The organism is Ferrimonas balearica DSM 9799, assembly GCF_000148645.1.
Taxonomy (GTDB): Bacteria; Pseudomonadota; Gammaproteobacteria; order Enterobacterales; family Shewanellaceae; genus Ferrimonas; species Ferrimonas balearica.
The window spans coordinates 4,140,757-4,166,616 of sequence record NC_014541.1 but is presented as its reverse complement, the minus strand read 5'-3'; the positions used below and the strand labels follow the sequence as shown (position 1 = coordinate 4,166,616).

The 25,860-nt window shown below is 62.2% G+C and carries 23 protein-coding genes; 12 read left to right on the top strand and 11 right to left on the bottom strand.

Features of this window, described 5'->3' with window-relative positions; genetic code table 11:
• Nucleotide 1: 1 nt before the first annotated feature.
• On the bottom strand, nucleotides 2–157 hold the full coding sequence (gene lptM / locus FBAL_RS20040) for an LPS translocon maturation chaperone LptM (RefSeq protein ID WP_013347197.1): 156 nt from the start codon (nucleotides 155–157) through the stop codon (nucleotides 2–4).
• A 72-nt stretch (nucleotides 158–229) separates the two neighbouring features.
• On the opposite strand from lptM, the gene cyaY reads away from it, so the two are divergent.
• A complete protein-coding gene (gene cyaY / locus FBAL_RS18860) occupies nucleotides 230–547 on the top strand; it encodes an iron donor protein CyaY (RefSeq protein WP_013347196.1) in 318 nt (105 codons plus the stop codon).
• A 54-nt stretch (nucleotides 548–601) separates the two neighbouring features.
• Here cyaY and FBAL_RS18855 read toward each other — a convergent pair whose 3' ends face one another.
• From FBAL_RS18855 to FBAL_RS18845, 3 genes are read right to left on the bottom strand one after another with little or no spacing between them, the layout of a single operon-like run.
• Nucleotides 602–1,660 (bottom strand): DUF3541 domain-containing protein, encoded by a 1,059-nt coding sequence (locus tag FBAL_RS18855; protein ID WP_013347195.1) that lies wholly within the window; start codon nucleotides 1,658–1,660, stop codon nucleotides 602–604.
• A gap of 60 nt (nucleotides 1,661–1,720) precedes the next feature.
• Nucleotides 1,721–2,128 carry a DUF3429 domain-containing protein gene (locus tag FBAL_RS18850; RefSeq protein WP_013347194.1) on the bottom strand — a complete coding sequence of 136 codons (408 nt, stop codon included), beginning with the start codon at nucleotides 2,126–2,128 and terminating at the stop codon, nucleotides 1,721–1,723.
• A 46-nt stretch (nucleotides 2,129–2,174) separates the two neighbouring features.
• A complete protein-coding gene (locus FBAL_RS18845; RefSeq protein ID WP_013347193.1) occupies nucleotides 2,175–4,553 on the bottom strand; it encodes an adenylate cyclase in 2,379 nt (792 codons plus the stop codon).
• A gap of 220 nt (nucleotides 4,554–4,773) precedes the next feature.
• On the opposite strand from FBAL_RS18845, the gene hemC reads away from it, so the two are divergent.
• Genes hemC through FBAL_RS18825 form a run of 4 tightly spaced genes read left to right on the top strand, consistent with a single transcriptional unit; the run spans nucleotide 4,774 to nucleotide 8,858 of the window.
• Complete coding sequence (hemC, locus tag FBAL_RS18840) at nucleotides 4,774–5,706, top strand: hydroxymethylbilane synthase (RefSeq protein WP_013347192.1); 933 nt, start codon at nucleotides 4,774–4,776, stop codon at nucleotides 5,704–5,706.
• Nucleotides 5,706–6,470 carry a uroporphyrinogen-III synthase gene (locus tag FBAL_RS19745; RefSeq protein WP_013347191.1) on the top strand — a complete coding sequence of 255 codons (765 nt, stop codon included), beginning with the start codon at nucleotides 5,706–5,708 and terminating at the stop codon, nucleotides 6,468–6,470. Before hemC ends, FBAL_RS19745 begins: the two co-directional genes overlap by 1 nt.
• Entirely contained in the window at nucleotides 6,424–7,698 is a 1,275-nt protein-coding gene (locus FBAL_RS18830) for a uroporphyrinogen-III C-methyltransferase (protein ID WP_049779604.1), read from the top strand. The genes FBAL_RS19745 and FBAL_RS18830 overlap by 47 nt, the downstream gene beginning before the upstream one ends.
• On the top strand, nucleotides 7,695–8,858 hold the full coding sequence (locus tag FBAL_RS18825; protein WP_013347189.1) for a heme biosynthesis HemY N-terminal domain-containing protein: 1,164 nt from the start codon (nucleotides 7,695–7,697) through the stop codon (nucleotides 8,856–8,858). The genes FBAL_RS18830 and FBAL_RS18825 overlap by 4 nt, the downstream gene beginning before the upstream one ends.
• A gap of 2 nt (nucleotides 8,859–8,860) precedes the next feature.
• Here FBAL_RS18825 and rarD read toward each other — a convergent pair whose 3' ends face one another.
• Together rarD and FBAL_RS18815 are read right to left on the bottom strand one after the other, a co-directional pair.
• A complete protein-coding gene (gene rarD, locus FBAL_RS18820) occupies nucleotides 8,861–9,766 on the bottom strand; it encodes an EamA family transporter RarD (protein ID WP_013347188.1) in 906 nt (301 codons plus the stop codon).
• A gap of 67 nt (nucleotides 9,767–9,833) precedes the next feature.
• Nucleotides 9,834–10,289 carry a thioesterase family protein gene (locus FBAL_RS18815; RefSeq protein WP_013347187.1) on the bottom strand — a complete coding sequence of 152 codons (456 nt, stop codon included), beginning with the start codon at nucleotides 10,287–10,289 and terminating at the stop codon, nucleotides 9,834–9,836.
• A 95-nt stretch (nucleotides 10,290–10,384) separates the two neighbouring features.
• Between FBAL_RS18815 and recQ the strand changes: the two genes are divergently transcribed.
• Nucleotides 10,385–12,211, top strand: a complete 1,827-nt coding sequence (gene recQ / locus FBAL_RS18810; protein ID WP_013347186.1) for a DNA helicase RecQ — start codon at nucleotides 10,385–10,387, stop codon at nucleotides 12,209–12,211.
• Here the strand turns inward: recQ and FBAL_RS18805 are convergent.
• Nucleotides 12,208–13,974, bottom strand: coding sequence for a tetratricopeptide repeat protein (locus FBAL_RS18805; RefSeq protein ID WP_013347185.1), 1,767 nt, complete (start codon nucleotides 13,972–13,974; stop codon nucleotides 12,208–12,210). The two genes, recQ and FBAL_RS18805, sit on opposite strands and share 4 nt — an antisense overlap.
• A gap of 370 nt (nucleotides 13,975–14,344) precedes the next feature.
• On the opposite strand from FBAL_RS18805, the gene leuA reads away from it, so the two are divergent.
• From leuA to FBAL_RS18780, 5 genes are all read left to right on the top strand, one after another.
• Nucleotides 14,345–15,898, top strand: coding sequence for a 2-isopropylmalate synthase (gene leuA, locus FBAL_RS18800; RefSeq protein ID WP_013347184.1), 1,554 nt, complete (start codon nucleotides 14,345–14,347; stop codon nucleotides 15,896–15,898).
• On the top strand, nucleotides 15,895–16,992 hold the full coding sequence (leuB, locus tag FBAL_RS18795; RefSeq protein ID WP_013347183.1) for a 3-isopropylmalate dehydrogenase: 1,098 nt from the start codon (nucleotides 15,895–15,897) through the stop codon (nucleotides 16,990–16,992). Before leuA ends, leuB begins: the two co-directional genes overlap by 4 nt.
• A complete protein-coding gene (gene leuC, locus FBAL_RS18790; RefSeq protein WP_013347182.1) occupies nucleotides 16,992–18,401 on the top strand; it encodes a 3-isopropylmalate dehydratase large subunit in 1,410 nt (469 codons plus the stop codon). Before leuB ends, leuC begins: the two co-directional genes overlap by 1 nt.
• Nucleotides 18,401–19,003, top strand: a complete 603-nt coding sequence (leuD, locus tag FBAL_RS18785; RefSeq protein ID WP_013347181.1) for a 3-isopropylmalate dehydratase small subunit — start codon at nucleotides 18,401–18,403, stop codon at nucleotides 19,001–19,003. The genes leuC and leuD overlap by 1 nt, the downstream gene beginning before the upstream one ends.
• A 296-nt stretch (nucleotides 19,004–19,299) precedes the next feature.
• A complete protein-coding gene (locus FBAL_RS18780; RefSeq protein ID WP_013347180.1) occupies nucleotides 19,300–20,622 on the top strand; it encodes an outer membrane protein transport protein in 1,323 nt (440 codons plus the stop codon).
• A gap of 54 nt (nucleotides 20,623–20,676) precedes the next feature.
• Here the strand turns inward: FBAL_RS18780 and FBAL_RS18775 are convergent, their stop codons facing one another.
• The 3 genes from FBAL_RS18775 to FBAL_RS18765 form a co-directional block, all read right to left on the bottom strand.
• The gene (locus tag FBAL_RS18775) at nucleotides 20,677–21,201 is read right to left on the bottom strand and encodes a porin family protein (RefSeq protein WP_013347179.1); all 525 of its coding nucleotides are present in this window, start codon (nucleotides 21,199–21,201) and stop codon (nucleotides 20,677–20,679) included.
• A 112-nt stretch (nucleotides 21,202–21,313) separates the two neighbouring features.
• Nucleotides 21,314–21,850, bottom strand: coding sequence for a porin family protein (locus FBAL_RS18770; protein WP_013347178.1), 537 nt, complete (start codon nucleotides 21,848–21,850; stop codon nucleotides 21,314–21,316).
• An 82-nt stretch (nucleotides 21,851–21,932) separates the two neighbouring features.
• A complete protein-coding gene (locus FBAL_RS18765; protein WP_013347177.1) occupies nucleotides 21,933–22,823 on the bottom strand; it encodes a LysR family transcriptional regulator ArgP in 891 nt (296 codons plus the stop codon).
• A 112-nt stretch (nucleotides 22,824–22,935) separates the two neighbouring features.
• Between FBAL_RS18765 and FBAL_RS18760 the strand changes: the two genes are divergently transcribed.
• The gene (locus FBAL_RS18760) at nucleotides 22,936–23,538 is read left to right on the top strand and encodes a LysE/ArgO family amino acid transporter (protein ID WP_013347176.1); all 603 of its coding nucleotides are present in this window, start codon (nucleotides 22,936–22,938) and stop codon (nucleotides 23,536–23,538) included.
• Between the two features lie 229 nt (nucleotides 23,539–23,767).
• Here FBAL_RS18760 and FBAL_RS18755 read toward each other — a convergent pair whose 3' ends face one another.
• On the bottom strand, nucleotides 23,768–25,822 hold the full coding sequence (locus FBAL_RS18755; protein ID WP_013347175.1) for a S9 family peptidase: 2,055 nt from the start codon (nucleotides 25,820–25,822) through the stop codon (nucleotides 23,768–23,770).
• Between the last annotated feature and the right edge of the window lie 38 nt (nucleotides 25,823–25,860).

The following is a 25,860-nucleotide window of genomic DNA, read 5'->3' as shown; positions in this document are numbered from 1 at the left end:
CTCAATTCCTTTGGTCGTTATTGGCCTCGGCCGGAGCCGGTTCCGTCTGGGTTTGGGTCTGGTTGGTGTCAGGCTCGTCCGGCAGATAGAGCGGACCTTTCTGGCCGCAAGCGGCAAGCCCAAGCAGCAACAGCAGTGCGAGGGTGAGTCGTTGCATTATTGGGGCAGATTTTGTTCTCGATGGTCGTATAATCGCATCGACACAGCCAATTGCAAAGAGACAACCTTTATGGCCCTGGATCACAGCCAATACCACCAGCTCGCTGACGCGGTGCTGGACCACATCACCGCCACCATTGATGACGCCGACCTGGACCTCGATTATGAGCAGGCAGGGAACGTGCTGGAGCTGGAGTGCGCCGACGACAGCCAGATCATCATCAACAAACAGGAGGCGATGAATCAGATCTGGGTGGCCACCAAGTTCGGCGGCTTCCACTTCTCCTACGAGGAGGGCGAGTGGAAGGATGACCGCAGTGGCGTTGAGCTGTACGGCTTCCTGGCCGAAGCGATCACCAAGCAGGGCGGTGAGGTTATCCGCTTCTGAGTCGTTTCCAGCGGGCTGTTCGGCCCGCTGTCTGTTTCCCCGATGGCCCCGGTCCTACTTGGCTGTCAGGCCATAGGGCAAGGGCGCAAACCAGTCGGCGTTGGCCGGTACGTCGGGGCCGGGTCGAACACCCTGCCAATCCAGCAGCATCACCGCCAGCACGTTGCGGTGCTCTCCGCCTTTCAGATTGAGGCTGCCCGTCACGGAGGGGATCAACCCCGCCTGCTTGTCCACCGCTGCTGCGATGGCCTGCCGGGTTTTCGCCACCACCGGATCATCCTCCAGCCCCGCCAGCAGGAAGCTCAGTCCCACTTCGGCAATGATGTCCTCCTTGCAGCGTCGCAAAATGGTGTCGATTTCAGCCCGGAAGTAGTCGTAGATCCAAGCGTGGTCGCTCTGCCTGACCGGATACTGGTAGTACCCGGATGCGGCGAATATCAGGTGAGTCATGCCGTAGATCTTGTTGCCGTACTCGCGCTCCGACAGGGTGCTGTCCGCGACGTCCGGGTACGCGGCACGAAACGCCCGCACAAACCCCTCCACGTACTCCCCCTCATTGAGTTGGCGCAGCCAGTAGACCTGGTTGGCCAGTTGCGCTGCCCAGACCCGGACCAGTGCTGGATCTTCGCTGTAATCCGCAAAGTCGAAGCGGCGTATCAGGGCGCGCAGGCGGGCATCGTCCCGGTGTTTGAGACCATACTCGTCAGCGCGTGCCATTGCCCCCAGCAGTGATACACCGAGCACCAGGTATTCCGGTTTGTCGGCGGTGGCCTGCTGACGCGCCTGGCGGCGGTCGTCGTCGCTGTCCTGATAGTTGGCCAGGCGTTGGGCACCGGCCTGGCGCATCGCATCCGGCGTGGTGAACTCTGCGCTGATCTGGTTCAGGGTGCTGGCCACCCGGGCCATATCCTGCCAGATGGCGGCGGCGTACTTGGGATCACCGCTTTGCCGGTACATGCGCAAACCGAAATGCCCCGCCTTGGTGGCGGGCAGGGTGTAGAGCTGGGTTTGGTAGGTGTGGCGGATCTGGTCAGCCACGGTGACGGGGTCGGCGTAGGCTGGCAGTACCAGCAGGACCAGGGCAACGAGGCTGTGGCGCAGACGGTTCAACATGATGGGGGCTCCCTGCCGAAAACCCCCAGCATAGGACCTGGCCAAAGCGTCGTCACCCGTTCAGTGCAGCAGCGCTGCCCAACCGTGGCACAACACCGCCACGGCGGTCAGGACGCCGCGCAGGTTCCAGTAGCCCGGTGGCGGGTTGAGGGTGCGGAAGTCGTACAGCAGCAGGGCGACAAAGGCCACAGGCAGCACCAGCAGAGCCAGCCCGGTGGGCAGCAGTACCAGCGCCAGCCAGGCGACAATACTGGGCAGCATCGCCACGTAGGTTTGGGTCGGGCGCGACTGGGCGATCACTCCGGCATACCAGTGGATGCCTCCGAGAAAGGAGAGGATCACGGCGCTGTAGGCGATCAACCCGTAGCGGGCGCTGTCCGCTGTGATCAGGTCCAGTCCGGCCAACAGCGGCAGACCCCAGAAAGGGGTCAGGCCGGCGATGCCGAGCCAATGAGCGTGGGGGTGCATGGGCGTCCTCGTTAACCAAATCCCTGATTACGAAGCGTAGACGGGATCAGATCGCCAGGGGTTCGACCATCAGCTCGCCGTCGTCGTCCCGACTCAGGCGGTAGAACTGGGGCAGGTTAAAGCAACCCCCGGCCCCGAAGGTGGCGCGCTGGTTACTTCGTCGGAAGGCGTAGAGGTGGCTGAACTCATCCACCAGGCTGTCCAATCCCTGGCTGTCACTCTTCAGCCGCTTCAGTTCGTTGTGTTCATCCAGCAGGTAGATGTCCATACCGGAGGGGCGCTCACGCACGAAGATCTGAACCAGTCCCTTACGGGCATAGTGACCCAGGATGGCCGGTGCACCGGCGTAGGGGTCATCCCCCAGGTCAGGCTTGGGCAGCTCCACCACACCGTGGCGACGCAGTTGCCCCAACAGCGCGGCGCCCTTGTCGAGACGCTGCCAGCGCAGGCCACGGGGGTCGATAAACAGGCCATATTGGCGATGACCAATGGCCAGCGGCCAGACCTGAGTGCGCTCCATGGTGGTTTGGCAGTAGAGCCGCTGAACCCGGTCCAGCAACTGCACCATGGCGTCTTCAATCTGGCTGCGCAGCCGCTTGGCGGCACAGAACACCTCGATGGCCAGCGGCCCGTTGGCGCGGTCCAGTCCGCTGAGCAGCTGGGCCAACAGCTTCAGCAGCCCCTCCTCCTCCTCGAAGCGGTAGCAGTGACGCTCCCCCCAGGAGTTCTCGGTCAGCAGGGTCAGGCTGCCCACCAGGTTGCGCTTGGGCCGGCCGGTGGCGAATACCGGGGCACCCTGCAGGTCCATCATCAGGCTCTGGCCATGCCAGTGGAGTGTCGGGTCCTGCTCCACGTTGCACAGCACCACCACCCGGGTGTACCGCCAGGGCGCCTGCAATGCCTCCATGGTGGGTTGCTGCGGCGGCACGATAACGTGGCGCAGGCGTTGGCACAGATCGGACAGTTTGCGGCTGTGCCAGCTTTGTCCGCCCTGATGGCAGTAGATGCGGGTGTTTTCGCCGATCAGGCCGTTGTTCAGGGCCCAGGCCATGCAGGCCAGTCGGGAGTCTGCATGGTACAGCGGACTCTCACCAAACAGCTGGTTGTCCTGCGGAGGGCGGCGATAGAGGTACCAGCCCTTGGCGTGGTGGGGATTGTCGCGCACCGCCACCAGGGTCAGGGCCTCCTCCTCAAGATCGCCACTCCACAGCGGGTTCAGCAGCGGCACTTTGGCGGGTTCGGCCTCGAACTTGGTGTAGAGCTTACGGGTGAGGATCCCCAGTTCATCAAACCTGAGCCGGCTGCGGAAGCGTTGGCGGGCGGCAAAACCGGTCAGGCGCTGGTAGCTGGCCAGCATCAGTTGGTCGAGACGCTCATTGCACCAGCGCAGCTGGCCGGCGTGCCAATGGCGGGCCTGGTCCAGGCTGAGGATCAGCTCACGGGTCCAGCGCCACTGCTTGGTCAGGGCGCTGAGTGTCGGGTAGCGCCAATCCTTGGTGCTGTTGGGATCGCTCAGGGGCAGCGCGCACTTCAGGTAGAAACTGCGCTGCACCATGGTCAGGCGGCGTCGGTCACTCTCCCGCTCCAGGTAGTCGCTGACCCGCTGGTACAGCATCAGGTAGGGGTCCAGAACCACCATCGAGTGGCCCGCCCGCAAGCGGTACCAGAGCTGATCGCGCAGGATGCGCTGGTCCGGGTAGTCGGCCACATAGGCTTCCAGCAGCAGCACCTTCAGGCCGGCTTTGTGGGGCTTGTCGAGGCCCTTGAACAGCTGCCAGAGCGCGGCGCCGAAGAACTCCGACGCGGGCAGATGGCTGAGTTGGCCCAGACTGAGCAGGTCCGGGTGGTTCTGGGGCGCCCCCGGCCACCACGCCAGCGCGTGGCCCGCCAGTCGGATCTGGGTACGGTAGAACTCCTCCAGCAGCAGCCAGTTTTGTGCCGAACCGCTGTGCTCCGCCGACAACTGGTCCGGTTGGCCCTGCTCCAGCATGTCGGGGCTGATCAGGTAGAGGTGGAGCTCCAGGCCGCTGGCGGCGAAGTGGCGCTCCAGCGCTTCGCATTTGCGCGCCAGCGCTTCGCGGGCAGACTCGCTCAGGCCGAGGGGATGCACCAGCCAGCAGTCGAGATCCGACTCCGGCCCCTGGCCAAAGGTGCCGGTGCTGCCCATGGTGTAGAGGCCCAGCAACTCCGGGGCGCCGGGGGCGTAGTGCTGCCACGCTTTGGGGCAGGGCAGCAGGGGCGCCTGCGGGAAGCCACTGGGGGCATCCGGCTGATAACCGGGAAGTTGGGGCTGGTTGAGATGCAGCAGCCACGGCAGCTGAAAAAACGCCGCCAAGCGATCCTGGCCCAGCTGTTGCTGGGCCAGGGTCAGGCGGTGTTGATTAAGCGTTTCGCTTAGCGCGATGTCGGACTGCAGATCTCGCAACGGCTTTCAAAGAGTTAACTGGGGAAAATTGTGACCATGGTAACACTTTTCCCTGCTGGAGAGGAAAGCGTGAGTTGGTTCACCCTTTTGCCTGCAAAGCGGCGGCTTTTGTGATCAGGGTGAGAGCCGATTCCTTTTCTGGGGGCGCAAAGACTGGCAACATGACCGCCACAAGCGTACCCAGAAGGTACAAAGTTCAGACAGCCAAGGGAAAGATCTGATGGCCCGTAAAGAGATCCGTATCGCAACCCGGAAGAGTCCGCTGGCCTTATGGCAGGCCGAGTTCGTTAAGGCCGAGCTGGAAAAGGCCCATCCGGGACTGACCGTTACTCTGCTGAAGATGTCCACCAAAGGGGATCGGATCCTGGACACGCCGCTGGCCAAAGTGGGCGGTAAGGGCCTGTTCGTTAAGGAACTGGAAGTGGCCATGCTGAACGGCGAAGCCGATATCGCCGTCCACTCCATGAAAGACGTGCCGGTGGAGTTCCCGGAAGGTCTGGGTCTGGCCGTCATCTGTGACCGTGAAGACCCGCGTGACGCTTTCGTCTCCAACACCTACAAGAACCTGGATGACCTGCCGCACGGCGCCATCGTGGGCTCCTCCTCTCTGCGTCGCCAGTGCCAGCTGCGCGCCATGCGCCCTGACTTGGACGTGCGCGACCTGCGTGGCAACGTGGGCACCCGCCTGTCCAAGCTGGATGCCGGCGAGTACGACGCCATTATCCTGGCTGCTGCGGGCCTTAAGCGTCTGGAGCTGGAAGAGCGCATCACCGCCTTTATTGAGCCGGAGCAGTCACTGCCGGCCAACGGCCAGGGTGCCGTGGGCATCGAGTGTCGTCTCGACGACGCCGAGCTGCTGGCGCTGATCGGTGTGCTGAACCACGCCCCGACCCACGCCCGTGTTATCGCGGAACGCGCCATGAACACCCACCTGGAAGGCGGTTGTCAGGTGCCGATCGGCGCGTACTCCGTGATCGAAGGTGACACCCTGTGGCTGCGTGGCCTGGTGGGTGACCCGGATGGCAGCAAGATCATCCAGGACGAACTGCGTGGTCCGGTCGCGGACGCTCAGAAACTGGGTATCGAACTGGCTGAGCGCCTGCTGGCTCAGGGTGCTGGTGAGATCCTGAAACGGGTGTACGGAGACGCCTGATGCACCTGTTGCTGACCCGTCCCGACGGGCGCATCGGACCGCTGGCGGACAAGCTGGCGGCCTTGGGAGTGCGCACCACGCGCGCTCCCATGGTGACCCTGGTGGATAACCCCGACGCAGGCCCCAGCCCGCTGGATACGGTGGACGGGGCTTTTTTTGTGTCCCCGACTGCGGTGGATTGCGCTCATCAACGCTTGCAGGGCAAGTGGCCGGACATCGCCTACTTCGCGGTAGGGGGCGGCACCGCCGCAGCCTTGCGGCGCTATGGTGTTGAACCGATCTGCCCACCGCCCGGTGAAGAGACCACCGAAGGGGTACTGGCGTTGCCGGACTGGCAATACCTGACCGGCAAGCGTATGGCGATTGTACGAGGGGTTGGCGGGCGTGAAGTGATGGCCGCCACCCTGCGGGCGGACGGTTTTGACGTACAATTCTGGGAACTTTACCGTCGCCAACGTCCTGAATGGCCAGCACAAACGGTGCAAAGCTGGCGCCAAAACGGGGTAGACGTCATACTGGCTACCAGCGGCGAAATCCTTGCAAACCTCTTTGCAGTAACGCCTTTATCTGACCACGACTGGCTGCGCAATTGCTTGTGGCTGGTGCCTGTGGAGCGAGTTGCTGAACTGGCGCAACAGCGCGGTTGTCAGCGCATTCAGGTAATGGGCGGAGCGGGGGATGACGCCATTGTCCGCTGCCTAGGAAGTATGAATCACTATGGAGAAGACCCCGAAGGATCCGCAGGATCCCCAGGCCCGTCCTGACGATCAGGCTGACGTACCGGCGAATGAGCCGGCTTCCGAGTCCAATGCCCAACCGGACAAGGCTGTCCGTGTCTCCGATTCGGCCGAACCGCACCCGGGTTCGGCCGACCTGTCCGGGCCCATTCCGGGAACCCAACCCGAGCCCGAAATTGAAACCGCCTCTGCTCCTGAGCCCGAGCCGGTTCGCCCCCCCGAGTCGCAACCCACTCCCGTGATCCAGCACAGCACCAGCAATGGTGGGCTGTTTGTTGGCCTGGTGGCGCTGATCATCGCCATCGGCGCGGCGGTGTTTGTTGGCTGGCAGTGGCAGCAGGAGCAGCAGCTGCGTCAGGACAATGCCCAGCTCAGTGGCCAGTTGCAGGAGCTGCGCCAGGCCATGAACGAGCGCAGTGCAACGCTGGAGCGCCGTATCGAGCGCGGTGAGTCGGCCCAGAGCGACCAGCAACAGGCGCTGGTCTCGCTGCGCGAACAACAACTGGAAGCGCAGCGCCGCGCGGCTCAGCGTCAGCCCAGCGACTGGGTATTGGCCGAGGCCGATTACCTGGTACGGATGGCGTCACGCAAAGTCTGGCTGGAGCACGACACCGATACCGCGTTGGCCCTGCTTAAGGATGCCGATAACCGTCTGAAGATGCTGGGTCAGAACGACCTGCTGCCGCTGCGCGAGGCACTGGCCGACGATATGGCCGCCCTGTCGGCGCTGCCGCGGGTGGATCGCGCCGGTTTGTCGCTGGGCATTGAGTCCCTGATTAAGCGCATCGACGCCCTGCCGTTGAACACCGCCGAGCTGCCGGAAGTGGTCGACCCGGTGGAACTGACCACCCCTACCGATTCCGTCAGCGACTGGCGCACCAACCTGGCGAGCAGCTGGCACGCCCTGACCGAAGACTTCATCACCGTGCGCCGCCGCCAGGGCCAGGTGCAACCGCTGATGGCGCCGGAGCAGGAGTGGTACCTGCGTGAGCACATCAAGGGCAAGCTGATGCAGGCTCAGCTGTCGCTGTACCAGGGCCACAGCGAAGCGTTCCGGGAAGCGGTTGGCACCGCTCGCGGCTGGATGCGGGATTACTTCGATCTGGATGACAGCGCGGTGCAGGGGGCATTGGCCCAGCTGGATCAGTGGCACGATACTCAGATTGGCCTCGCCAGTCCGGTGCGTTTCAGCGTCGCCGACCCGCTTGCTGAGTTGGTGTCCGAGCGTCTTGGTCGCCAGGGAGTGGCGCCATGATCCGCATCCTGTTCTACACCCTGTTGGTGCTGGCCGGCCTCTATGCCGGCCCTAAGCTGGTGGCCAACCAGGGCTATGTTTTGATCGCCGTCGGCGACTACACCATCGAAACCTCGGTGGTGAAAGGCGTGCTGATGCTGCTGGTGCTCTTTGGCCTGCTGCAGCTGCTGGAGTATCTGGTGGTCAAGCTGATTGGCCTGACCGGCTTCACCCTCTCCTCACCGCAACGCTGGCGCCGCAAACGCAGCCGCAAGCACACGTTGCAGGGCGCACTGGCACTGGCTCAGGAAGACTGGGCGGCGGCCGAAAAGGCGATGGCCAGAGGCGCCCAGGCGGGGGAATACCCAGTCATCAACTACCTGGCTGCGGCCCGTGCGGCCCACCATGGCGGTGATCCCGAGGCCTGTGAGCGCTACCTGGCGGAAGCCCAGAAACAGCCGGGAGCGGAGAAAGCGGTGCAGGTCACCCGACTGCGTTACCAGCTGGATGATGGGCAACTGGCACAAGCGCGTCAGGGCCTGGAAGCGCTGGATGCCAAGCTGCGTCAGCAGCCCCAGGTGCTGAAACTGGCGCTGGAGCTGTATCGCCGTCAGCAGGATTGGGATGCCCTGGCCCGGTTGATGCCGGCCCTGAGCAAACACAAGGTGCTGACGGAAGCCGAGCTGGCGGCGTTGCCGGAAGAGATCGAAGTGGTCTGCCTGAGTCAGAGCCCGGATCGCGAAGCGTTGGAGCAGCGCTGGCAGGGGCTGTCACGGCGGCTGAAGCGGTCCGAATCGGTGTTGGTGGCCTACGCCAATGGCCTGGCCCGGTTTGGTGACGCGGCCGCGGGCCGCAAGCTGGTACTGGATCGGTTCGACAAGGAGACGCCGCAGCCGGCGTTGTTGGCGGTGTTGCCTGCTCTGTCTGAGGACGCGGCGGAGGCGGTCAGCCATATCCTGCAACGGAAATATCCGGATTCGGACCTGCTGGAGCTGAAGGATTGCTATGCCGCGCTGGCGGAGCAGGACCGGGCCTGGCGCCGGGCTAAAGAGTGGCGCCAGAAAGCGGTGGAGCAGGCACCCAGTGCCGAACGCTACCGTGCCCTGGCCAGAGTGCAGGAGCAGCTGGGCGAGCGCGAAGGGGCGCTGCACAGCTACCGCCAGTTATTGAGCCTGAGCTGAGCTCAGACTGCGTGTTTCAAGGCCCGGCGCTTGCGTCGGGCCTTTTTGATGCCATCAAATGACAGCAGCACCAGCGCACTCCAGATAAAGCCGAAGGTCAGCAGTTGTGGGCCAGACAGGGATTCGCCAAACAGGGTCAGGGCCATCACGAACATGATGCTGGGGCCGATGTACTGCAACATGCCCAGCAGATAGAGCGGAATGCGGATGGCGGCGGCGGAGAACGCCAGCAGCGGCAGCGTGGTGACCACCCCTGCGGCCAGCAGCAACAGGTTCAGGGAGAGCGGGTTGTTGGCAAAATTGGCGGTCGGGCTGTCGATCCAGGCCCAGTAGGCCAGAGCCAGCGGCAGCAGAATGGCGGTCTCCACCAACAGCCCGGTACTGGCCTGCAGATTGACCTGTTTGCGCAGCAGGCCATAGATGCCGAAGCTGCCGGCCAGCGCCAGCGAGATCCAGGGCACTGAGCCGTATTGGATCAGCTGCACCAGCACGCCGAGGGTGGCGATGCCCACGGCCAGCATCTGCAAGCGGCCCAGCCGTTCACCCAGCACCAGCATGCCCAGCGCCACGCTGAACAGCGGGTTGATAAAGTAACCCAGGCTGGCATCCAGCACGTGGTCATTGGCGACAGCCCAGATGAAGATCAGCCAGTTGGCGCCGACCAGTACCGCCGTCAGGGCCAGCAGTGCCACTTTTTTCGGCTGCCTGAGCAGGGCCCGCACTTCCCCCATGCGCCCGCCAAACCACACCAGAGCGATCACCAGAAAGAAGGACCAGATCACCCGATGCATCAGGATCTCATCCGGTGCGACAGAGGCGATCGCCTTAAAATACAGCGGGGCAAAACCCCACATCAGGTAGGCGCTGATCGCGTACAGCGTGCCGTTACGGGCTTCGGTCTCTGGCATGGTCTCTGGTGTTTGGACAGAAAGGGGCAGGCATTATGCCACTGCCGGTGTTGCCTCCACCAGCGGCCTAACCAACCAGGTAGGTGCCGGTGCCAAAGGCGATGTGACTGCCCTCTTCGTTGTGCAGCTCCATCCGGCACACGGCCACTTTGTTACCGGTTCGGATGATGGTACCGGTGGCGATAAAACGCTGGCCACGGCCGGGGCGCAGGTAATCAACCCGCAGGTCGATGGTACCCAGTTTCGGCAGCTTCTGTTGCAGCAGCTCAATGCCGGGGTCCACCTCCCGTGCGACCACGCCAGCAAAGGCGGTCAGGCCGCCGGTGACATCCAGCAGAGTGGCGGTCACTCCGCCATGCAGGATCTGCTGATGCACATTGCCAATCAGGTGGTCAGCCATGTCGATGGCGACCTCAACGCCCTCGGTGTCGTAACGCACCACTTTCAGGCCAAGATGGCGGTGGAACGGCAGTTGCTCGCTAAAAATGGCGGACACCTTGTCCAGGATCAGTTGAGATGTCATGGGCCCTCCTTTGGCCAGGTTCCGGTCACCGGGCAGACAACCCGGGACGGGATAAGTAGAATAGCGCCCATTCGTGACCACCTCTAGCCGCCTTGATGGAAGCCACCGCCCCTGCCATGTCGACCGATCAACAACTTGCACTGAACACCCTGCAGCAGGTGTTTGGCTTTCGTGCCTTTCGTCCGGGTCAGGATGAGGTGGTGGCGCAGACTCTGGCCGGGCGCGACTGCCTGGTGATCATGCCCACCGGCGGTGGCAAGAGTCTGTGCTACCAGTTGCCGGCGCTGGTGTTGCCGGGGCTGACCGTGGTGATCTCCCCCCTGATCTCGCTGATGAAGGACCAGGTGGACGCGCTGCGTGAGTCCGGCGTGGCGGCGGCCGCCCTGAACTCCAGCCTGGAGCGGCATGAGGTGGTGGAGCTGATGGGCGCCATTCATCGGGGTGAAATCAAGCTGCTCTACATCTCACCGGAGCGCTTGCTCAGCGCCGACATTCAGGAACGCCTGGCCCACTGGCCGCTGTCTCTGGTGGCGGTGGATGAGGCTCACTGCATCAGTCAGTGGGGCCATGATTTCCGCCCCGAGTATGCCCAGTTGGGCTGGCTGAAACAGCGCTTTCCCCAGGTGCCGATCATGGCGCTGACCGCCACCGCGGATGGCGCCACCCGACAGGACATCTGCCAGCGCCTCAACCTGCAGCAGCCGTTCCACCACCAATCCAGCTTTGACCGGCCCAACATCCGCTACACCGTGGCAGAGAAACTGCGTCCGCTGGAGCAGCTGACCGAGTACCTGAAACAGCAGAAGGGTAACGCGGGCATCGTCTATTGCGGCAGCCGCCGCCGGGTGGATGAGGTGGCGGAGAAGCTGCGCCAGAAAGGCTTTGTCGCTGCCGGTTACCATGCCGGCATGGCCTCGGATGAGCGGGCGGCGGTTCAGGAGGGTTTCCTGCGCGATCGTGTCGACATCGTGGTGGCAACGGTGGCGTTTGGCATGGGAATCAACAAGTCTAACGTGCGCTTTGTGGTGCACTGGGACCTGCCCAAATCGATTGAAGGGTACTACCAGGAGACGGGGCGTGCCGGGCGGGACGGCCTGGAGTCAGAGGCTCTGCTGCTGTTTGATCCGGCGGACATCGCCCGGATTCGCCACCTGCTGGAGCAGGGGGAGAGTGAACCCAACCCGGTGGACATCCACAAATTGAACGCCATGGCGGCGTTTGCGGAGGCGCAGATCTGCCGTCGCCAGGTGCTGCTCAACTACTTTGATGAGCCCAGCCATGAGCCCTGTGGCAACTGTGATATCTGCCTGGACCCGCCGAAACGGTACGATGGCACGGAGGAGGCGCGTAAGGCCTTGTCCTGTGTCTACCGGGTGGGGCAGCGCTTTGGCATGGGCCACGTGATTGAGGTGCTGCGTGGCAGTCAGGCGCAGCCGGTGCTGGACCGGGGCCACAATAAACTCTCCACCTGGGGCATCGGCAAGGAGAAGAGCCACGACCACTGGCTGTCGGTGCTGCGTCAGTTGATCCACCACGGCCTGCTGAGCCAGGACATTACCCGCTCCATGGTGCTGACCCTCAATCCCGCCGCCAGGGCGGTGCTCAAGGGGGAACGTTCATTGGAGCTGGCGGAGCCGCGCCTGGCGCTGAAGAAACCCTCCAGCCGACGCAGTCGTGCTCTGCCCAGCCAGTACGATCGCAAGCTGTTCGCCAAGTTGAAGGCGTTGCGAAAAGAGCTGGCTGACGAGGCGGGGGTGCCGCCCTACGTGGTGTTTAACGACGCCACTCTGGCGGAGATGGCGGCGCAACTGCCGGGCAGTCGCTGGGAGATGTTGGCCATCAATGGCGTGGGTGAGCGCAAGCTGGAACGCTATGGTGACGCGTTCCTGACCCTGATTGCCGAATACAGCGAAGTGGTTTAAACGCCGCTCTGGGGGTCGGAACGGCTGGGGATGCTCTGGCTTATCAGCTCATACTCCAGCCGTGACAGCAGGGACTCCGGGTCATCAAAACCGTGCACCCGGGCTTTGGCCAGCATCACATCAGTGCGACCGCTGTTGCGCATCAAGTCCGTCAGCGAGGCCAGACGCCAGGCCAGCTCCCCTTCGGTGGCCTGATCCAGCAACAACAGGGCGGTGTGGCGGTCCGGCTGCAGTACCCGGTCTGAGGGGCGCAGGTCCCGCTCGAGCTGAGCCACCAAACGGCTGATCGGGTGGTCGGTATCGCGGGCCAGGATCACCGACAGCGGGCGTTCATTCTGCCGCGACAGGTTCATCAGCTGCACCAGGTGTTCACGCCAATCCTCCGGCGGGGTTTCTGCCGCCTTGTTATGGGTAACCGGCCAGAACCGCCAGATAAATACCCCCATCACGATCAACCCCAATACCACGGTGCTGCCCCGCCACATCAACAGAGATTGCTCCAGCTGGAACTGCGCTTCACTGCTGCTGACCAGGCGTTGACGGTGGCGGTCCACCTCCTGACTGAGCTTTTGCTGCTGTTGGGCCAACTGGTCGGACTGTTGCTTCTCCAGAAACCGGGCGTAGACCTTGGCGTACTGCTCCATCGCCAGATAGGCGTCGGTGTCGTTGCCCTGTTGATGATGGTAGCGGGCCGCCCAGCGCCAGCTTTTCGCCAGATACCCCCAGTCGCCCCGATTCTCCTCCACCTCGGCCAGCAGGGTTTGGGCTTGTTCGATTTTGGCCCAGCCCTGCTCGCGATTGCCCAGCATCACATTGGACTGACCTTCGATGATCAGCGCCTTAGCGTAGGGGGCCGTCAGGTCCACCCGGGCAAAATCCATGGCCGCCCGGCGCGCCAGTGGGATGGCCTCCTGCGGACGGTTAAGCTGCAGCAGCAGCTCAGCCCGGAACAGTTCCACGTAGCCCCGGTAAAACTTACCGAAATGGGGGGGATTATCATTGAGCCGATCCAGCTGATGCTGGGCTTCCTGCAGACGCTCCTGAGAGGACAGGACGTTGGCGTAGTTAAAGCGGATAAACCAGGCCAGAGGGGTGTCCGGGTCAACCAGCTGAATGGCCTGCTTTATCGATTCGTCAGCTCGGGCGTAGTTTTCCAGATAATAAAAAGTGCGGCCAAAAACGAAGTAGATCTGGGGCAGTGACACGCTTTGCCACGGTGCATGTTTCACAAGCTCCGCCTGGCGCAGAGCCAGGGTCAGGTCATCAATGGCCCGGGCAACGTAACTTGAGTCTGAGCGGGTGATGGCACGGTCGGTGTAGGCAAGGGCGAGCAGGGCCGGATCATTTTGGTCAATGGCTTGGTTTATCACGTCGTCCTGCATGGCCAGTGCGACTTCCAGGTTGAGCTGGGAGTATTGATAGCGGGATTCGCAGAGTGACAGGTAGAGGGGAACAACCGTATTGCCCGCGCGGGCTGCCAACGCTTTGCCTTCAGAGACCTGGCGCTGGACTTCAGCACCATCGGACTCCATATGGGCCACCTCACAACGCAGCAGGTGCCAGCGCATCTGCCAGTCCGGCGGGGCCTGAGCATAGTGTTTGGACCAATAGTCATCCAATACGTCACCCTGAGAGGTGTCCATATTGGATATCGCTAAATCAACAGAATCCAGCGATGGAATGGGACCATTTGCCAGCACCGGCAGGGTGCTGCTGAGCCACAGCAGCATCAGCCCCAGGCTGGCTCGGAGGAGGGTTACCAATCCGTCAATCCTTAGCGTGGTTATCATCCTGATTACATCGGCAGGCTAGCGTGGTCACCCAGAGCGATCAAGTGGCAAACGGCTGGCCGTGTCCGCTGTTTATTTTTGGTACAAAAAGCGGTTGACAAACGTGCTGAGCATCGCAACTATGGAAAGGACTTTTTAGACCAAATCACTATAACGAGACTGATGACGCACTTCGCCCGCCACCACCTACTAACTCTAATCCTAGCAGGACGCTGCGTGGGATCAGAGGGTGTGGCCGGCTGACAGAGCTCGAGCAACAGACTCTAACCCGCGCAGATTGCGCGGGTTTTTTTATGCCACAAGCAAAAGCCCGCGTTCTGTGTAGCGACGAACGGAGGAAAGGATGTCAGATCGGGTCATTTTGTTTGATACCACATTGCGCGATGGTGAGCAGGCGCTGGCCGCCAGCCTGTCAGTGAATGAAAAGCTGCAGATCGCCCGGGCGCTGGAACGCACCGGCATCGACATTATCGAAGCGGGATTCCCGGTCTCTTCACCGGGGGATTTTGATTCGGTGCAGCAGATTGCGAGAACCCTGCGCGACAGTCGGGTGTGTGCGTTGTCCCGGGCGGTTCAGGGCGACATCGACGCCGCCGCCGAAGCGATGAAAGTGGCGGATCAGTTCCGCATTCACACCTTTATCTCCACCTCCAGTATCCACGTTGAAAGCAAACTGAAGCGCAACTTCGACCAGGTGTTGGAGATGGCCACCGGAGCCGTTCGCTACGCCCGCCGCTTTACCGATGACGTTGAGTTTTCCTGTGAAGACGCCGGTCGCACCCCCATCGATAACCTCTGCCGCATGGTTGAGGCTGCCATCAAAGCCGGGGCCACCACGGTCAACATTCCCGACACCGTGGGTTACACCACCCCAACCGAGTTCGGCGGCATCATCACCAACCTGTTTGAGCGGGTGCCCAATATCCATCAGGCGGTGATCTCGGTGCACTGCCACGATGACCTCGGGTTATCGGTGGCCAACTCCATTGCCGCCATTGAAGCCGGGGCGCGCCAGGTGGAGGGCACCATCAACGGCATTGGCGAACGGGCCGGCAACGCGGCGTTGGAAGAGGTGATCATGATCCTTAACACCCGCCAGACCCACTTTGGCCTCACCACCAACGCCCGCCCCACCGAAATCTACCGCACCAGCTCCCAGGTCAGCCGCCTCTGTAATATGCCGATCCAGCCCAACAAGGCGATTGTCGGCAGCAACGCCTTCAGCCACAGCTCCGGCATCCATCAGGATGGAATGCTCAAAGCTCAGAACACCTACGAGATCATGACCCCGGAGTCGGTTGGCCTGCCGCGCAACACCCTGAATTTGACCTCCCGCTCCGGCCGTCACGTCATCAAGCACCGCATGACTGAGCTGGGCTACCAGGAGCAGGACTTCGATCTCGACACTCTGTACCAGCGTTTCCTTGAGCTGGCCGACAAGAAGGGCCAGGTGTTCGATTACGACCTGGAAGCGCTGTTGTTCTTCGAGAACCAGAAAGAGGACGACGCGCATTACGTACTGCGCCAACTGAATGTGCAGGCCGGCAGCAACCACTTTGCCACCGGCTCCATTGAGATTGGCATTGGCCAGCAGGTGGTGACCGAAGCGGCCACCGGCAACGGTCCGGTGGACTCGGTATACCGGGCCATTGAGCGGGCGACCGGCCAGAAAATCGCGATCCAGAGCTTTGATATCGGCGCCACCGGCGAGGGCCATGACGCTCTGGGCCAGGTGGACATCACGGCGGAATACCAGGGCCGCACCTTCCACGGGATGGGCCTGTCCACCGACATCATCGAAGCGTCCGCGCGGGCGCTGATCCACGTTTACAACCTGATCCATCGCCAGCAGCGCATCGATCAGCAGAAGCAAGATAAAGCCATGGGGGACGCATGAGGGAGCACAATATCGCCATCCTGGCCGGTGACGGCATCGGGCCTGAAGTGATGGCGGAAGCGGAAAAGGTGCTGGCCGCCGCGGGTCAGCAGTTTGGCTTTTCCTTTCGGGCCGAGCATCAGTTGGTTGGAGGCGCCGCCATCGACGCCCACGGTACGCCGCTGCCGGCCCAGACTCTGGCCAGCTGTGAAGCGGCGGACGCCATTTTGTTTGGTTCGGTGGGCGGACCCAAGTGGGAGCACCTGCCTCCGAACGAGCAGCCGGAACGCGGCTCGCTGCTGCCCCTGCGCAAGCACTTCAACCTGTTTTGTAACCTGCGTCCGGCCAAGATCCACCCGGGTCTGGAGCCGCTCTCCTACCTGCGTGCCGATATCGCCGCCAAGGGCATGGATGTGCTGGTGGTGCGCGAGCTGACCGGCGACATCTACTTTGGCCAGCCCCGCGGCCGCGAAGGGGAGGGTGAGCAGGAGTATGGCTATGACACCATGCGCTACAGCCGCTTTGAGATCCGCCGCATCGCCCGCATGGCGTTTGATGCTGCCCGTCAGCGTCGTGGCCGGGTGTTGTCGGTGGACAAAGCCAATGTCCTGACCACCTCAATGCTGTGGCGGGAAGAGGTGATTGCCATTGCCGCCGATTACCCCGATGTGACTCTGGAACACATCTACATCGACAACGCCACCATGCAGCTGCTGCGCCGGGCCAGTGAATTTGATGTGATCCTCTGTGGCAACCTGTTTGGCGACATCATCTCCGACGAAGCGGCGATGATTACCGGCTCCATGGGCCTGCTGCCCTCGGCCAGCCTCAATGAGTCCGGCTTTGGTATGTACGAACCGGCCGGCGGCAGTGCCCCGGACATTGCTGGCCAGGGCATCGCCAATCCGGTGGCACAGATCCTCTCTGCCAGCCTGATGCTGCGCCACAGCCTCGGGGAAGGCGCTGCCGCGGATGCCATCGACAGTGCCGTCAGTGCCGCGTTGGCCGATGGCTGCCTGACCGGTGAACTGCTGGCGCCGGGCTCACAGCAACGCCCCCTCTCCACCCGTGAGATGGGTGACGCCATTGTTCAACGCATCAAGGAGGCCCGCTGATGGCCCAGACCCTGTATGACAAGATCTGGCAACGCCATCAGATCGCTACGGCCGAGGGGGAAACCCCACTTATCTATATTGATCGCCACCTGGTGCACGAGGTGACCTCGCCCCAGGCCTTCGATGGTCTGCGCCAGGCCGGCCGTCCGGTGCGTCGCCCCGACCGCACCATCGCCACCATGGACCACAACACCTCCACCACCAGCGCTTCCATTTCGGCTCTGCCCGCGCTGGCCCGCACCCAGGTGGAGACCCTGCAGAAAAACTGCGAGGAGTTTGGGATCACGCTGTTCGATATCCACCACCCCAATCAGGGCATCGTCCATGTGATGGGGCCGGAGCAGGGCCTGACTCTGCCGGGCAGCACCATTGTCTGTGGCGATTCCCATACCGCAACCCACGGCGCGTTTGGCGCTCTGGCCTTTGGCATCGGCACCTCGGAAGTGGAGCATGTGCTGGCCACCCAGACCCTGCGCCAGCGCCGGGCCAAAACCATGAAGATTGAGGTGCGCGGACAGGTGGCGCCGGGCATCACCGCCAAGGACATTGTGTTGGCGATCATCGGCACCGTGGGCCACGGTGGTGGCACCGGTTATGTGGTGGAGTTTTGTGGCGAGGCGATCCGTGCTCTGTCGATGGAGGGGCGGATGACAGTGTGCAATATGGCCATTGAGCTGGGCGCGAAAGCGGGCCTGATTGCTCCGGATCAGACCACCAGTGATTACCTTGAGGGTCGGCCCTATGCGCCGAAAGGCCAGGATTGGCACGCTGCCCGACAGGATTGGGCCGAGCTGCACAGCGATGCCGACGCCCGTTTTGATGCACAAGTGGTGATCGATGCCGCCAGTATCGCCCCCCAGGTCACCTGGGGCACCAACCCCGGCCAGGTGATGGCCATTGGTGACAGGGTGCCGGACCCGGCCAGCTTCGCTGACCCCATTGAGCAGAGTGCGGCGATCAAAGCGCTGGCTTATATGGGGCTGGAGCCGCATCAGGCGTTGTCGGAGGTGCGGGTGGATGCGGTGTTTATCGGCTCCTGCACCAACTCCCGGATTGAGGATCTGCGCGCCGCCGCCGCCATTGCCCGGGGCCGCAAAGTCGCCGAGGGGGTACAGGCGATGGTGGTGCCCGGCTCCCATCAGGTGAAAGCCCAGGCGGAAGCCGAGGGACTCGACCGCATCTTTACTGAAGCGGGTTTTGAATGGCGCCTGCCGGGCTGCTCCATGTGCCTGGGGATGAATGAAGACCGTCTTACTGCCGGACAGCGCTGCGCCTCCACCTCCAACCGCAACTTTGAAGGTCGACAGGGACGTGGCAGCCGCACCCATCTGGTGAGCCCGGCCATGGCGGCTGCCGCGGCGGTGACCGGTCACTTTGCCGATGTGCGCCAGTTTGAGGAGATTCAGTGATGCAGGCTTTTGTTCAACACCAGGGCGTGGCGGTGCCGTTAAACCACGCCAACATCGATACCGATCAGCTGATCCCCAAGCAGTTTTTGGCCAAAGTGACCCGTGAGGGCTTTGGGGTACACCTGTTTCACGACTGGCGATACCTCGATGATGAGGGGCATCAGCCCAATCCGGAGTTTGCCCTGAACCAGCCTCAGTATGCCGGTGCCAGCATCCTGATTGCGGGGGAGAACTTTGGTTGTGGCTCCAGCCGCGAGCACGCTCCGTGGGCGCTGGCCGACTTTGGTTTTCGCGCCATTATCGCCCCCAGCTTTGCCGACATCTTCTACCAGAACGCCATCAATAATGGTCTGCTGCCGGTGGTGCTGCCAGAGGCTCAGGTTCAGGCTCTGACCAGCCGGGTGGTGGCCCACCCCGGGGTCTCAATCACGGTCGATTTGGAGGCGTGTGAGGTGGTGGATGATCAGGGCCAGCGCTATGGTTTCAGCCTTGATGCGGCGGCTCGCTGTAATCTGCTTGAAGGTAAGGACGCCATCGGCCTGACTCTGGCCAATATGGCCGCCATTGAAGCGTTCGAGGCCGAGTCGCCGAGCTGGCGATAAGTCGTGACAATGTATCGGGGCAGTGAAATTCACTGCCCCCAACTCCTCCTACCACTTCCCACCACCCCGAAATAAAAACACGTTGTATCAAAGAGATAGAATTTCATGTTACGAGTGTTCGCTCTAATTTTTTCAAAAAAGCTAGAGCTTAAACTCTAATATCTGGTACAACCCCCCGCCTTGCGCCGGATCCACAGCAGGTTAGCCCGAATCAATGTTGAGGCGTTGTGTCTGCTGGTTTCGCTCTTATGATGGCGCGGATCACAAAAAAGCCAATTTTTGGAATGGGGAAGTGTATGAAGTACCGTTTGTTGTCTGGCGCCATTGCGGCGCTGTTGGCCGGTCAGGCGAATGCTGCTGGCTTCCAGTTGGCGGAAACCTCTGCCTCTGGTCTGGGCCGTGCCTTTGCCGGTGAAGCCGCCATCGCAGATAACGCTGCTGCACAGGGCCGTAACCCGGCGCTGCTGACTCAACTGGAAGGTCGCCAACTGTCTGTGGGCGCCATTCTGGTCGCGCCGGATGTGGCGGCCGAGGGTACCATTACCCATCCCCATCTGAACCCGGACATGAGCCTTGGCATGCGCACCATCGATGCCAGCGAAGACGATCTGGTGCCCAACGCCGTGGTGCCGAACTTCTTCTACAGCAACCGTCTGAGTGAGCGCTGGGCCTACGGTCTGGCCATTAACTCCAACTACGGCCTGAAGAGTGAGCTGCCGGCCACTCACCCGGCGGCGATCTTCGGCAGCAACACCGAGATCACCACCGTCGAGTTCAACCCCAACATTGCGTTCGCGGTCAACGAGCAGTTCAGCCTCGGCGCCGGTGTGCGCTTTGTTTACGGCGATGGCGCCATCAGTGGCACCGTTCCTGGTTGGGTGGCCGACGCTGACGTAGCGCCGCTGCTGGGCATGGTTGGCCTGCCGCCGGTGGCGCCGGGCACTGAACTGAAGTCCCTCTCTGGCGACGACTACGCCTGGGGCTACAAGCTGGGTGCCACCTGGCAGCCGGCTAAGGGTCACACCATCGGTCTGTCTTATCACTCCGAAGTGGAGCTGAACCTCGAAGGTGACGCAGGCGGTCTGCTGTACGCTCCGGATGGCATGGCCAAGCCGGGCCAGCTGGCCCTGACCCTGCCGGCGTTCGCTGAACTGGCTTCCAGCCACCAGCTGACCGACGCCTGGCGCCTGTCTGCGTCCATCAACTGGACCCAGTGGAGCCGCTTTGATGACCTGGTGGCCGAGTTCCCGGATGGCAGCAGCGATCTGGTGAAAGCGGAACAGTTCGAAGACAACTGGCGCTTTGCCGTGGGCACCGACTACCGCCTGAACGATAAGATGGTGGTGCGTGCCGGTGTGGCTTACGACATGACCGCGGTGGAAGATGAGCACCGTACCCTGAGCATCCCGGACTCTAACCGTCTGTGGTTCAGCACCGGTATGGGCTATGCCTTCAGTGACCGTCTGAATCTGGACCTGGCCGTGACCTACATCCACTCTCAGGGTGATGCCCCGATCTCCGAGTCCTTCACCGTGGGTGAGGCCACTTTGGCCCAGTTCAATGGCGAAGTGACCGGCAGCGTCTGGCTGGCCGGTGCTCAGCTGAGCTACAAGCTGTAAGCGGCTGAGCAACGAAAAAACCCGCCGATTGGCGGGTTTTTTGTTTTTCGGCGATCAGAACTGGTAGGTGAATCCCAGGTTCAGGCTGGAGACGTCGTCGTACAGTTCGATGTACTCAAGAGTGAACCCGGCGTTTTCGGAGGCGTTCATCTTCAGCCCCAGGCCGTAGCTCAAATCGTTGTCGCTTTCGGACTCGGAATTGCCTCCTGAGCTGGCGCTGATTTTGGTTTCCGCGTAGCCCAGCAGTCCATAGGCCGATACCCAGTCGGTCAGCGGCAGGGTACCGACCAGATAGCCCGCATAGTAGTGGTCAACTTCGAGGCTGACGGTCTCGCCCCAAAAGTCCAGGTCATCATCGGTGATCCCGACGCCAATCCGGCCTTCGAGGGCTAGATAGGGGTTGAATTGGTAGCCCCCCAGAAAAGTCAGTGCCATCGGGTTGATGCTGGCGAGGCCGGTATCCAGATCAAAGTAATTCAGTTGACCGCCGATGTAGCCATAACCCTGAGCCAGGTTGGCAGCGGCGGGGACGGAGATCATTGCGCCACCCAGAGCGAGCGCGATAAGAGAACGTTTCATGGTCACTTCCTTGTTGAAAATCCGACCAGATCATGCCGCATTCGACCGCACTAAGCCATCCCCGGGCAGGGTGTTTTGTTATTGAATATCAAAACGTAAGGTGGCAGGAGGCTCAGAAATCGTAACGCACACCCAGGTTCAGTCCCGCCACATCAAACTCGCCCTTATCCAGCCACTGCATAAACTCCAGCGAAAACGACAGTCGCTCGGTGGCCAGCAGGCTCAGACCGAGGCCATAGCTGAGATCAGAGGTGCCAAAAGTGTCGCTCTGGCTGTCCAGATCCTGCTCCAGTGACAGATCCGTCACGCCGACCAAAGCGTACAGCCTGACCCAATCCCCCATCGGCAGGGTGCCGGTCAGATAGAGGCCGTAATAGGAGTCCACTTCGATATGGATGTTGTCCGCCGCCTCATCGTCAGCCAGTCCAAGGCCGATGCGGCTCTCGATGCCGATATAGGGGTTGAATTGGTAGCCGCCGAGGACGTGCAGGGCGACGGGGTTGGCATCACCAAAATTGGTGTCCACCCAACCGTAGTTGAGCTGCCCGCCGATGTACCAGTTGCCTTGGTTAATGGCGCTGAAGTCCCAGTCGGCCCGGCTGGGCAGGGCCAGCAGTGCCAGGGTCAGGATGACGATCCGTAACATCATGACTTTTCCCTCATTCTTGGTCCCTGAGGGTAAGGGTGGCAGGTTCTCTCAGGCTTGCCACCCCAATTGATGAAAGGCGGATTCAGGCGTTCAGTAGCTGGCTTCGGGCCTGCTGTTTCAGGACCGCTGCAATGCGGGTCATGGTGGGGGACTCGAGGCGCCAGCTGTGCCAGTAAAGGGGCACATCCAGATGGTGCGGGCTGGGTGACTGAAGCGCACCGGTGGCCTGCAGTGGGGCCAGCTGCAGTTCCGGGATCAGGGCCCAGGTGATGCCCTGCAGGGCCAGGTTGACGAAAGCCTGGGCTGAGGGCACCTGGTGATGGGGCGGCAGGTGTCCCAGGGTGGGGTAGTGTCGGGCCAGAAAGCGGCTCATCAGGTCGTCGTGCTGGCTGTACACCACGGTGGGGGCGTGGGCCAGGCTGGCGGCGTCCACGCCACCAGCGAAGTAGCGCTCGATAAAGGCTGGGGAAGCGGCCATACGGTAGCGCAGGGTGCCCAGCGGTTGGGTACGGCACCCCTGTACCGGCTTGGCGATGGCGGAGATGCAGCCGGCCACCTCCCCGGATTTGAGCCGGTTCAGGGTGATGTCTTCATCCTCGACGATCAGCTCGGTCAACAACTGGTGCTGATTGAAGAGGCGGCTCAGCGCCTGGGGCAGCCAGGTGGCCAGACTGTCGGCGTTGACCGCCAGCGCCACCCGCTCAAACTCGGAGCGCTCGCCGGTCAGCAGCGCTTCCGACAGGTTGGCCTCCATCAGCGCGACCTGCTGCTGATGGCGCAGCAACAACAATCCCGCCTCGGTGGCCCGCACTGGGTTGGCCCGCACCAGAAGGGGCCGGCCGACCCGCTGCTCCAGGGTGCTGACCCGCTGTGATACCGCCGACTGGGTCAGGTTTAACTTACGGGCAGCCTTATCAAAACTGCCTTGTCGCACCACTTCCGCAAGGGCATGAAGCTGCTTGTAATCGAGCATAATTCGAGCGCCGATTTGTTAATTAAAAAAACTGATATTGATTAAGGATTATTAGATTTTCTCCAATTTGCTGCAACCCTACACTGCCCGCCTAAACAGGCAGGAGGGTTCGATGGTTACGGCGTTTTTTAATGGTTTGGGTATTGGTGCAGCACTGATTATGGCGATCGGTGCCCAGGGGGCGTTTGTGCTCAGCCAGGCCCTCAAGCGCCACCATCACCTGCTGGTCGCGATGATCTGCCTGCTGTGTGATGCGATTCTGATTGGCCTCGGCGTGGCCGGTGTGGGCGCGATGATCAGCGAGAGTGAGTTGCTGATGGCTGTGGCCCGCTATGGCGGCGGGGCTTTCCTGCTGCTGTTTGGCCTGCAATCGCTGCGTCGGGCGATTAAGGGCAGCCAGCTGGAAGCCAGTGGCGACACCTTGGGCTGCCGCCGTACCGTGATCATCGCGACCCTGGCCGTGACCCTGCTGAACCCGCACGTCTACCTCGATGCCCTGGTGTTGCTGGGGTCCATCGGCGCCCAGTTTGGCGACGAGCGCTGGTTCTTCTTCGCCGGTACGGTGACTGCCTCCACCCTCTGGTTCTTTGGCCTCAGCCTGGGCGCGGCCCGGTTGGCCCCGGTACTGGCCCGTCCGGCGGTATGGCGTGGCATCGACCTGCTGGTGTGGGCACTGATGTGGGGCATCGGTTTAAAACTTTTGCTGGTGGGTTAATAAAAAGGTTTAAGTTTGCGCAACAGGGGGTCGTTCTGATTCTCTGAGACCCCGTTGGACGGGCAGGGAAGCTCAGCCGATGCTCTATCGGCCAGTGCCAGCGCAGGTCTTGGGGCCGAGCCCAATCGGTCCCTCCAATGCCCAAGTCCCAAGGCCGCCCGCCCAGGCGGCCTTTCTTGTGTTTGCCCGGCAGAAAAAAGGGCCGCAGTTGCGGCCCTCGGTGTTGGGGTTATTCCACCGGTTTACCCAATACGTAATGTTCAAACCAGCGCAGGTCCCACTCCATCTTGGCCAGTTTGTGCTGATAGGTGGTCAGGCCGTGGCCTTCACCGGGGTAGATCAGCAACTCAGTGGGTACGTTGAGGTAGGTGCGCAGGGTGCGATACAGGCCCCAGGCGTGAGGCGCAGGAACCCGGGCGTCGTTCTCCCCCATATGGATCACTGTGGGAGTGGTGATGCTGGCGGCGTGGCTCAGGCTGGAGCCATGGTCATAGGCTTCCGGCTGCTCCCACGGCAGACCCTGCATAAAGTTGATGACGTGGCCGGGGGTGTCCTCCAGCATCCATTGCAGGCGCTGGTCCCAGACACCGGCGCCCGAGCTGGCCGCTTTGAAGCGATCGGTGGTGCTGATCAGGGCGTTGGTCAGGTAGCCGCCGTTACTCCAGCCCATCACGGCCATCTTGTCACCGTCCACCACACCATCGGCGATCAGCTTATCCACGCCCGCCACGATGTCGGCCACCTCGATGTCGTGCTCTTTGCCCACCAGATCCACCAGAAACTTATCACCGTAACCGGTGGAGCCGCGGTAGTTGGGTGACAGCAGCGCCCAGCCGCGGGCCGCAAAGGTGCTTCGGCCATAGGTGCGGTGTTGCAGGGCATAAGGGGTGGCGGCAGTGGGGCCACCGTGGATCTGAACCACCAGCGGCAGCGGGCCATCACTCTTCTGATAGCCCGGGGGCAGCTCCAGAATCCCTTCAACCGGGCTGCCATCCGGCGCGGTCCAGCGCACGATGCTCAGCTGGGGCAGTTGCCAGCGGGCGACCTGGGGATTGATGTCGGTGCGTTGCTGCGGCGTTTTGCCGACCCGGCCACTGTACACCTCGTAGAAGTGGTCGAGGCCATTGTGGGTCAGCACCAGGTCACGCCCTTTGGCCGAGAAGGCGTAGCCACCCACCACGAAATCGCCCTCGGTCAGGATGCGGGTATCCCCCTGTTCAGCGCCGTCCATGTCGGTGCAGTAGAGCCGCACCCGGGCATGTTCACTGCCGCGATAGCAGATTTCGTCGCTGTTCGGGCGCCAGGCGATGTTGTCGCCGTTGAGGGTAACGTCGCCGGGGCGGCGCAGGTCAGTTTGGCGGATGACGTCGCCGGCGCTGTCGAGTTCGGTGACGAACAGCTGGCCGGGGTAGCCGTCGTAGTCGATCCGAAACGCCAGTCGTTCGCCATCCGGGCTCCAGCGTGGCTGCATCAGCCAGCCGTAGGGTGACGGGGCATCGGCCCGCCAGGCTTGGTCCGGCAGGGTCCAGCCACGGTTCTGCTGGCGGTCATAGATCGCGATATCTGACCAGCCTTCCAGGTGCACAAGCTCATTATCGTCGGTGATGACCCGGGCGATGCGGTTTCCATCCGGACTGATATCAAAGCCCCACACCACCTTGTTGTCGTCCAGCACCAGTTCGGTGCGGTAGCTGGTCAGGTCCAGGCGATAGAGTGGATTGACGGTCACTTCCCCATGTCCGTACTGAGGGGCGCTGTGCGTGCTGCGCAGGGCGGCAAAGGGGTCGCTGTTCCGGTGGGTTTTATTGCCGGTAAACCAGAGCGCCTGACCCTGTGGGCCAAGGGCGAACTGGCTGACCCCGGCTTTTTCCCGGGTGACCGGCACCACATCGCCGTTGGCCAGAGACAGGCGCCACACCTGGGATTTGCCATTGTAGGGGGCCTTGGCGTCCTCGCCACGCTGCTCCGCCTTCAGGAAGAACAGGTAGCGACCGTCAGCACTGAACTGGGGGGCGCCTTCGTTCGCTTCGCTGAAGGTCAGTCGCTCCGGGGTGCCATCGGGCAGGGCCATACGCCACAGGTCGCGCTTCTGGCCATCACTTTCCTTATCCCAATAGGACTGGACCCAAGCCGCCTGCTTTGCGTCGGCCGAGAGCGCGACGCCGCTGGGGTGGGCGATGGTGAAATAGTCTTCCGGGGTGATCTGATGGTCGCGGGGGGCGGCGTGAACTGAAGCGACCATCGCCAGCAGCGACAGCGCCAAAGGTAGACGTCCTGTTGTCATTGTTTTAACTCCTTGTGTTTATCGCCGAGGGTAGCGAA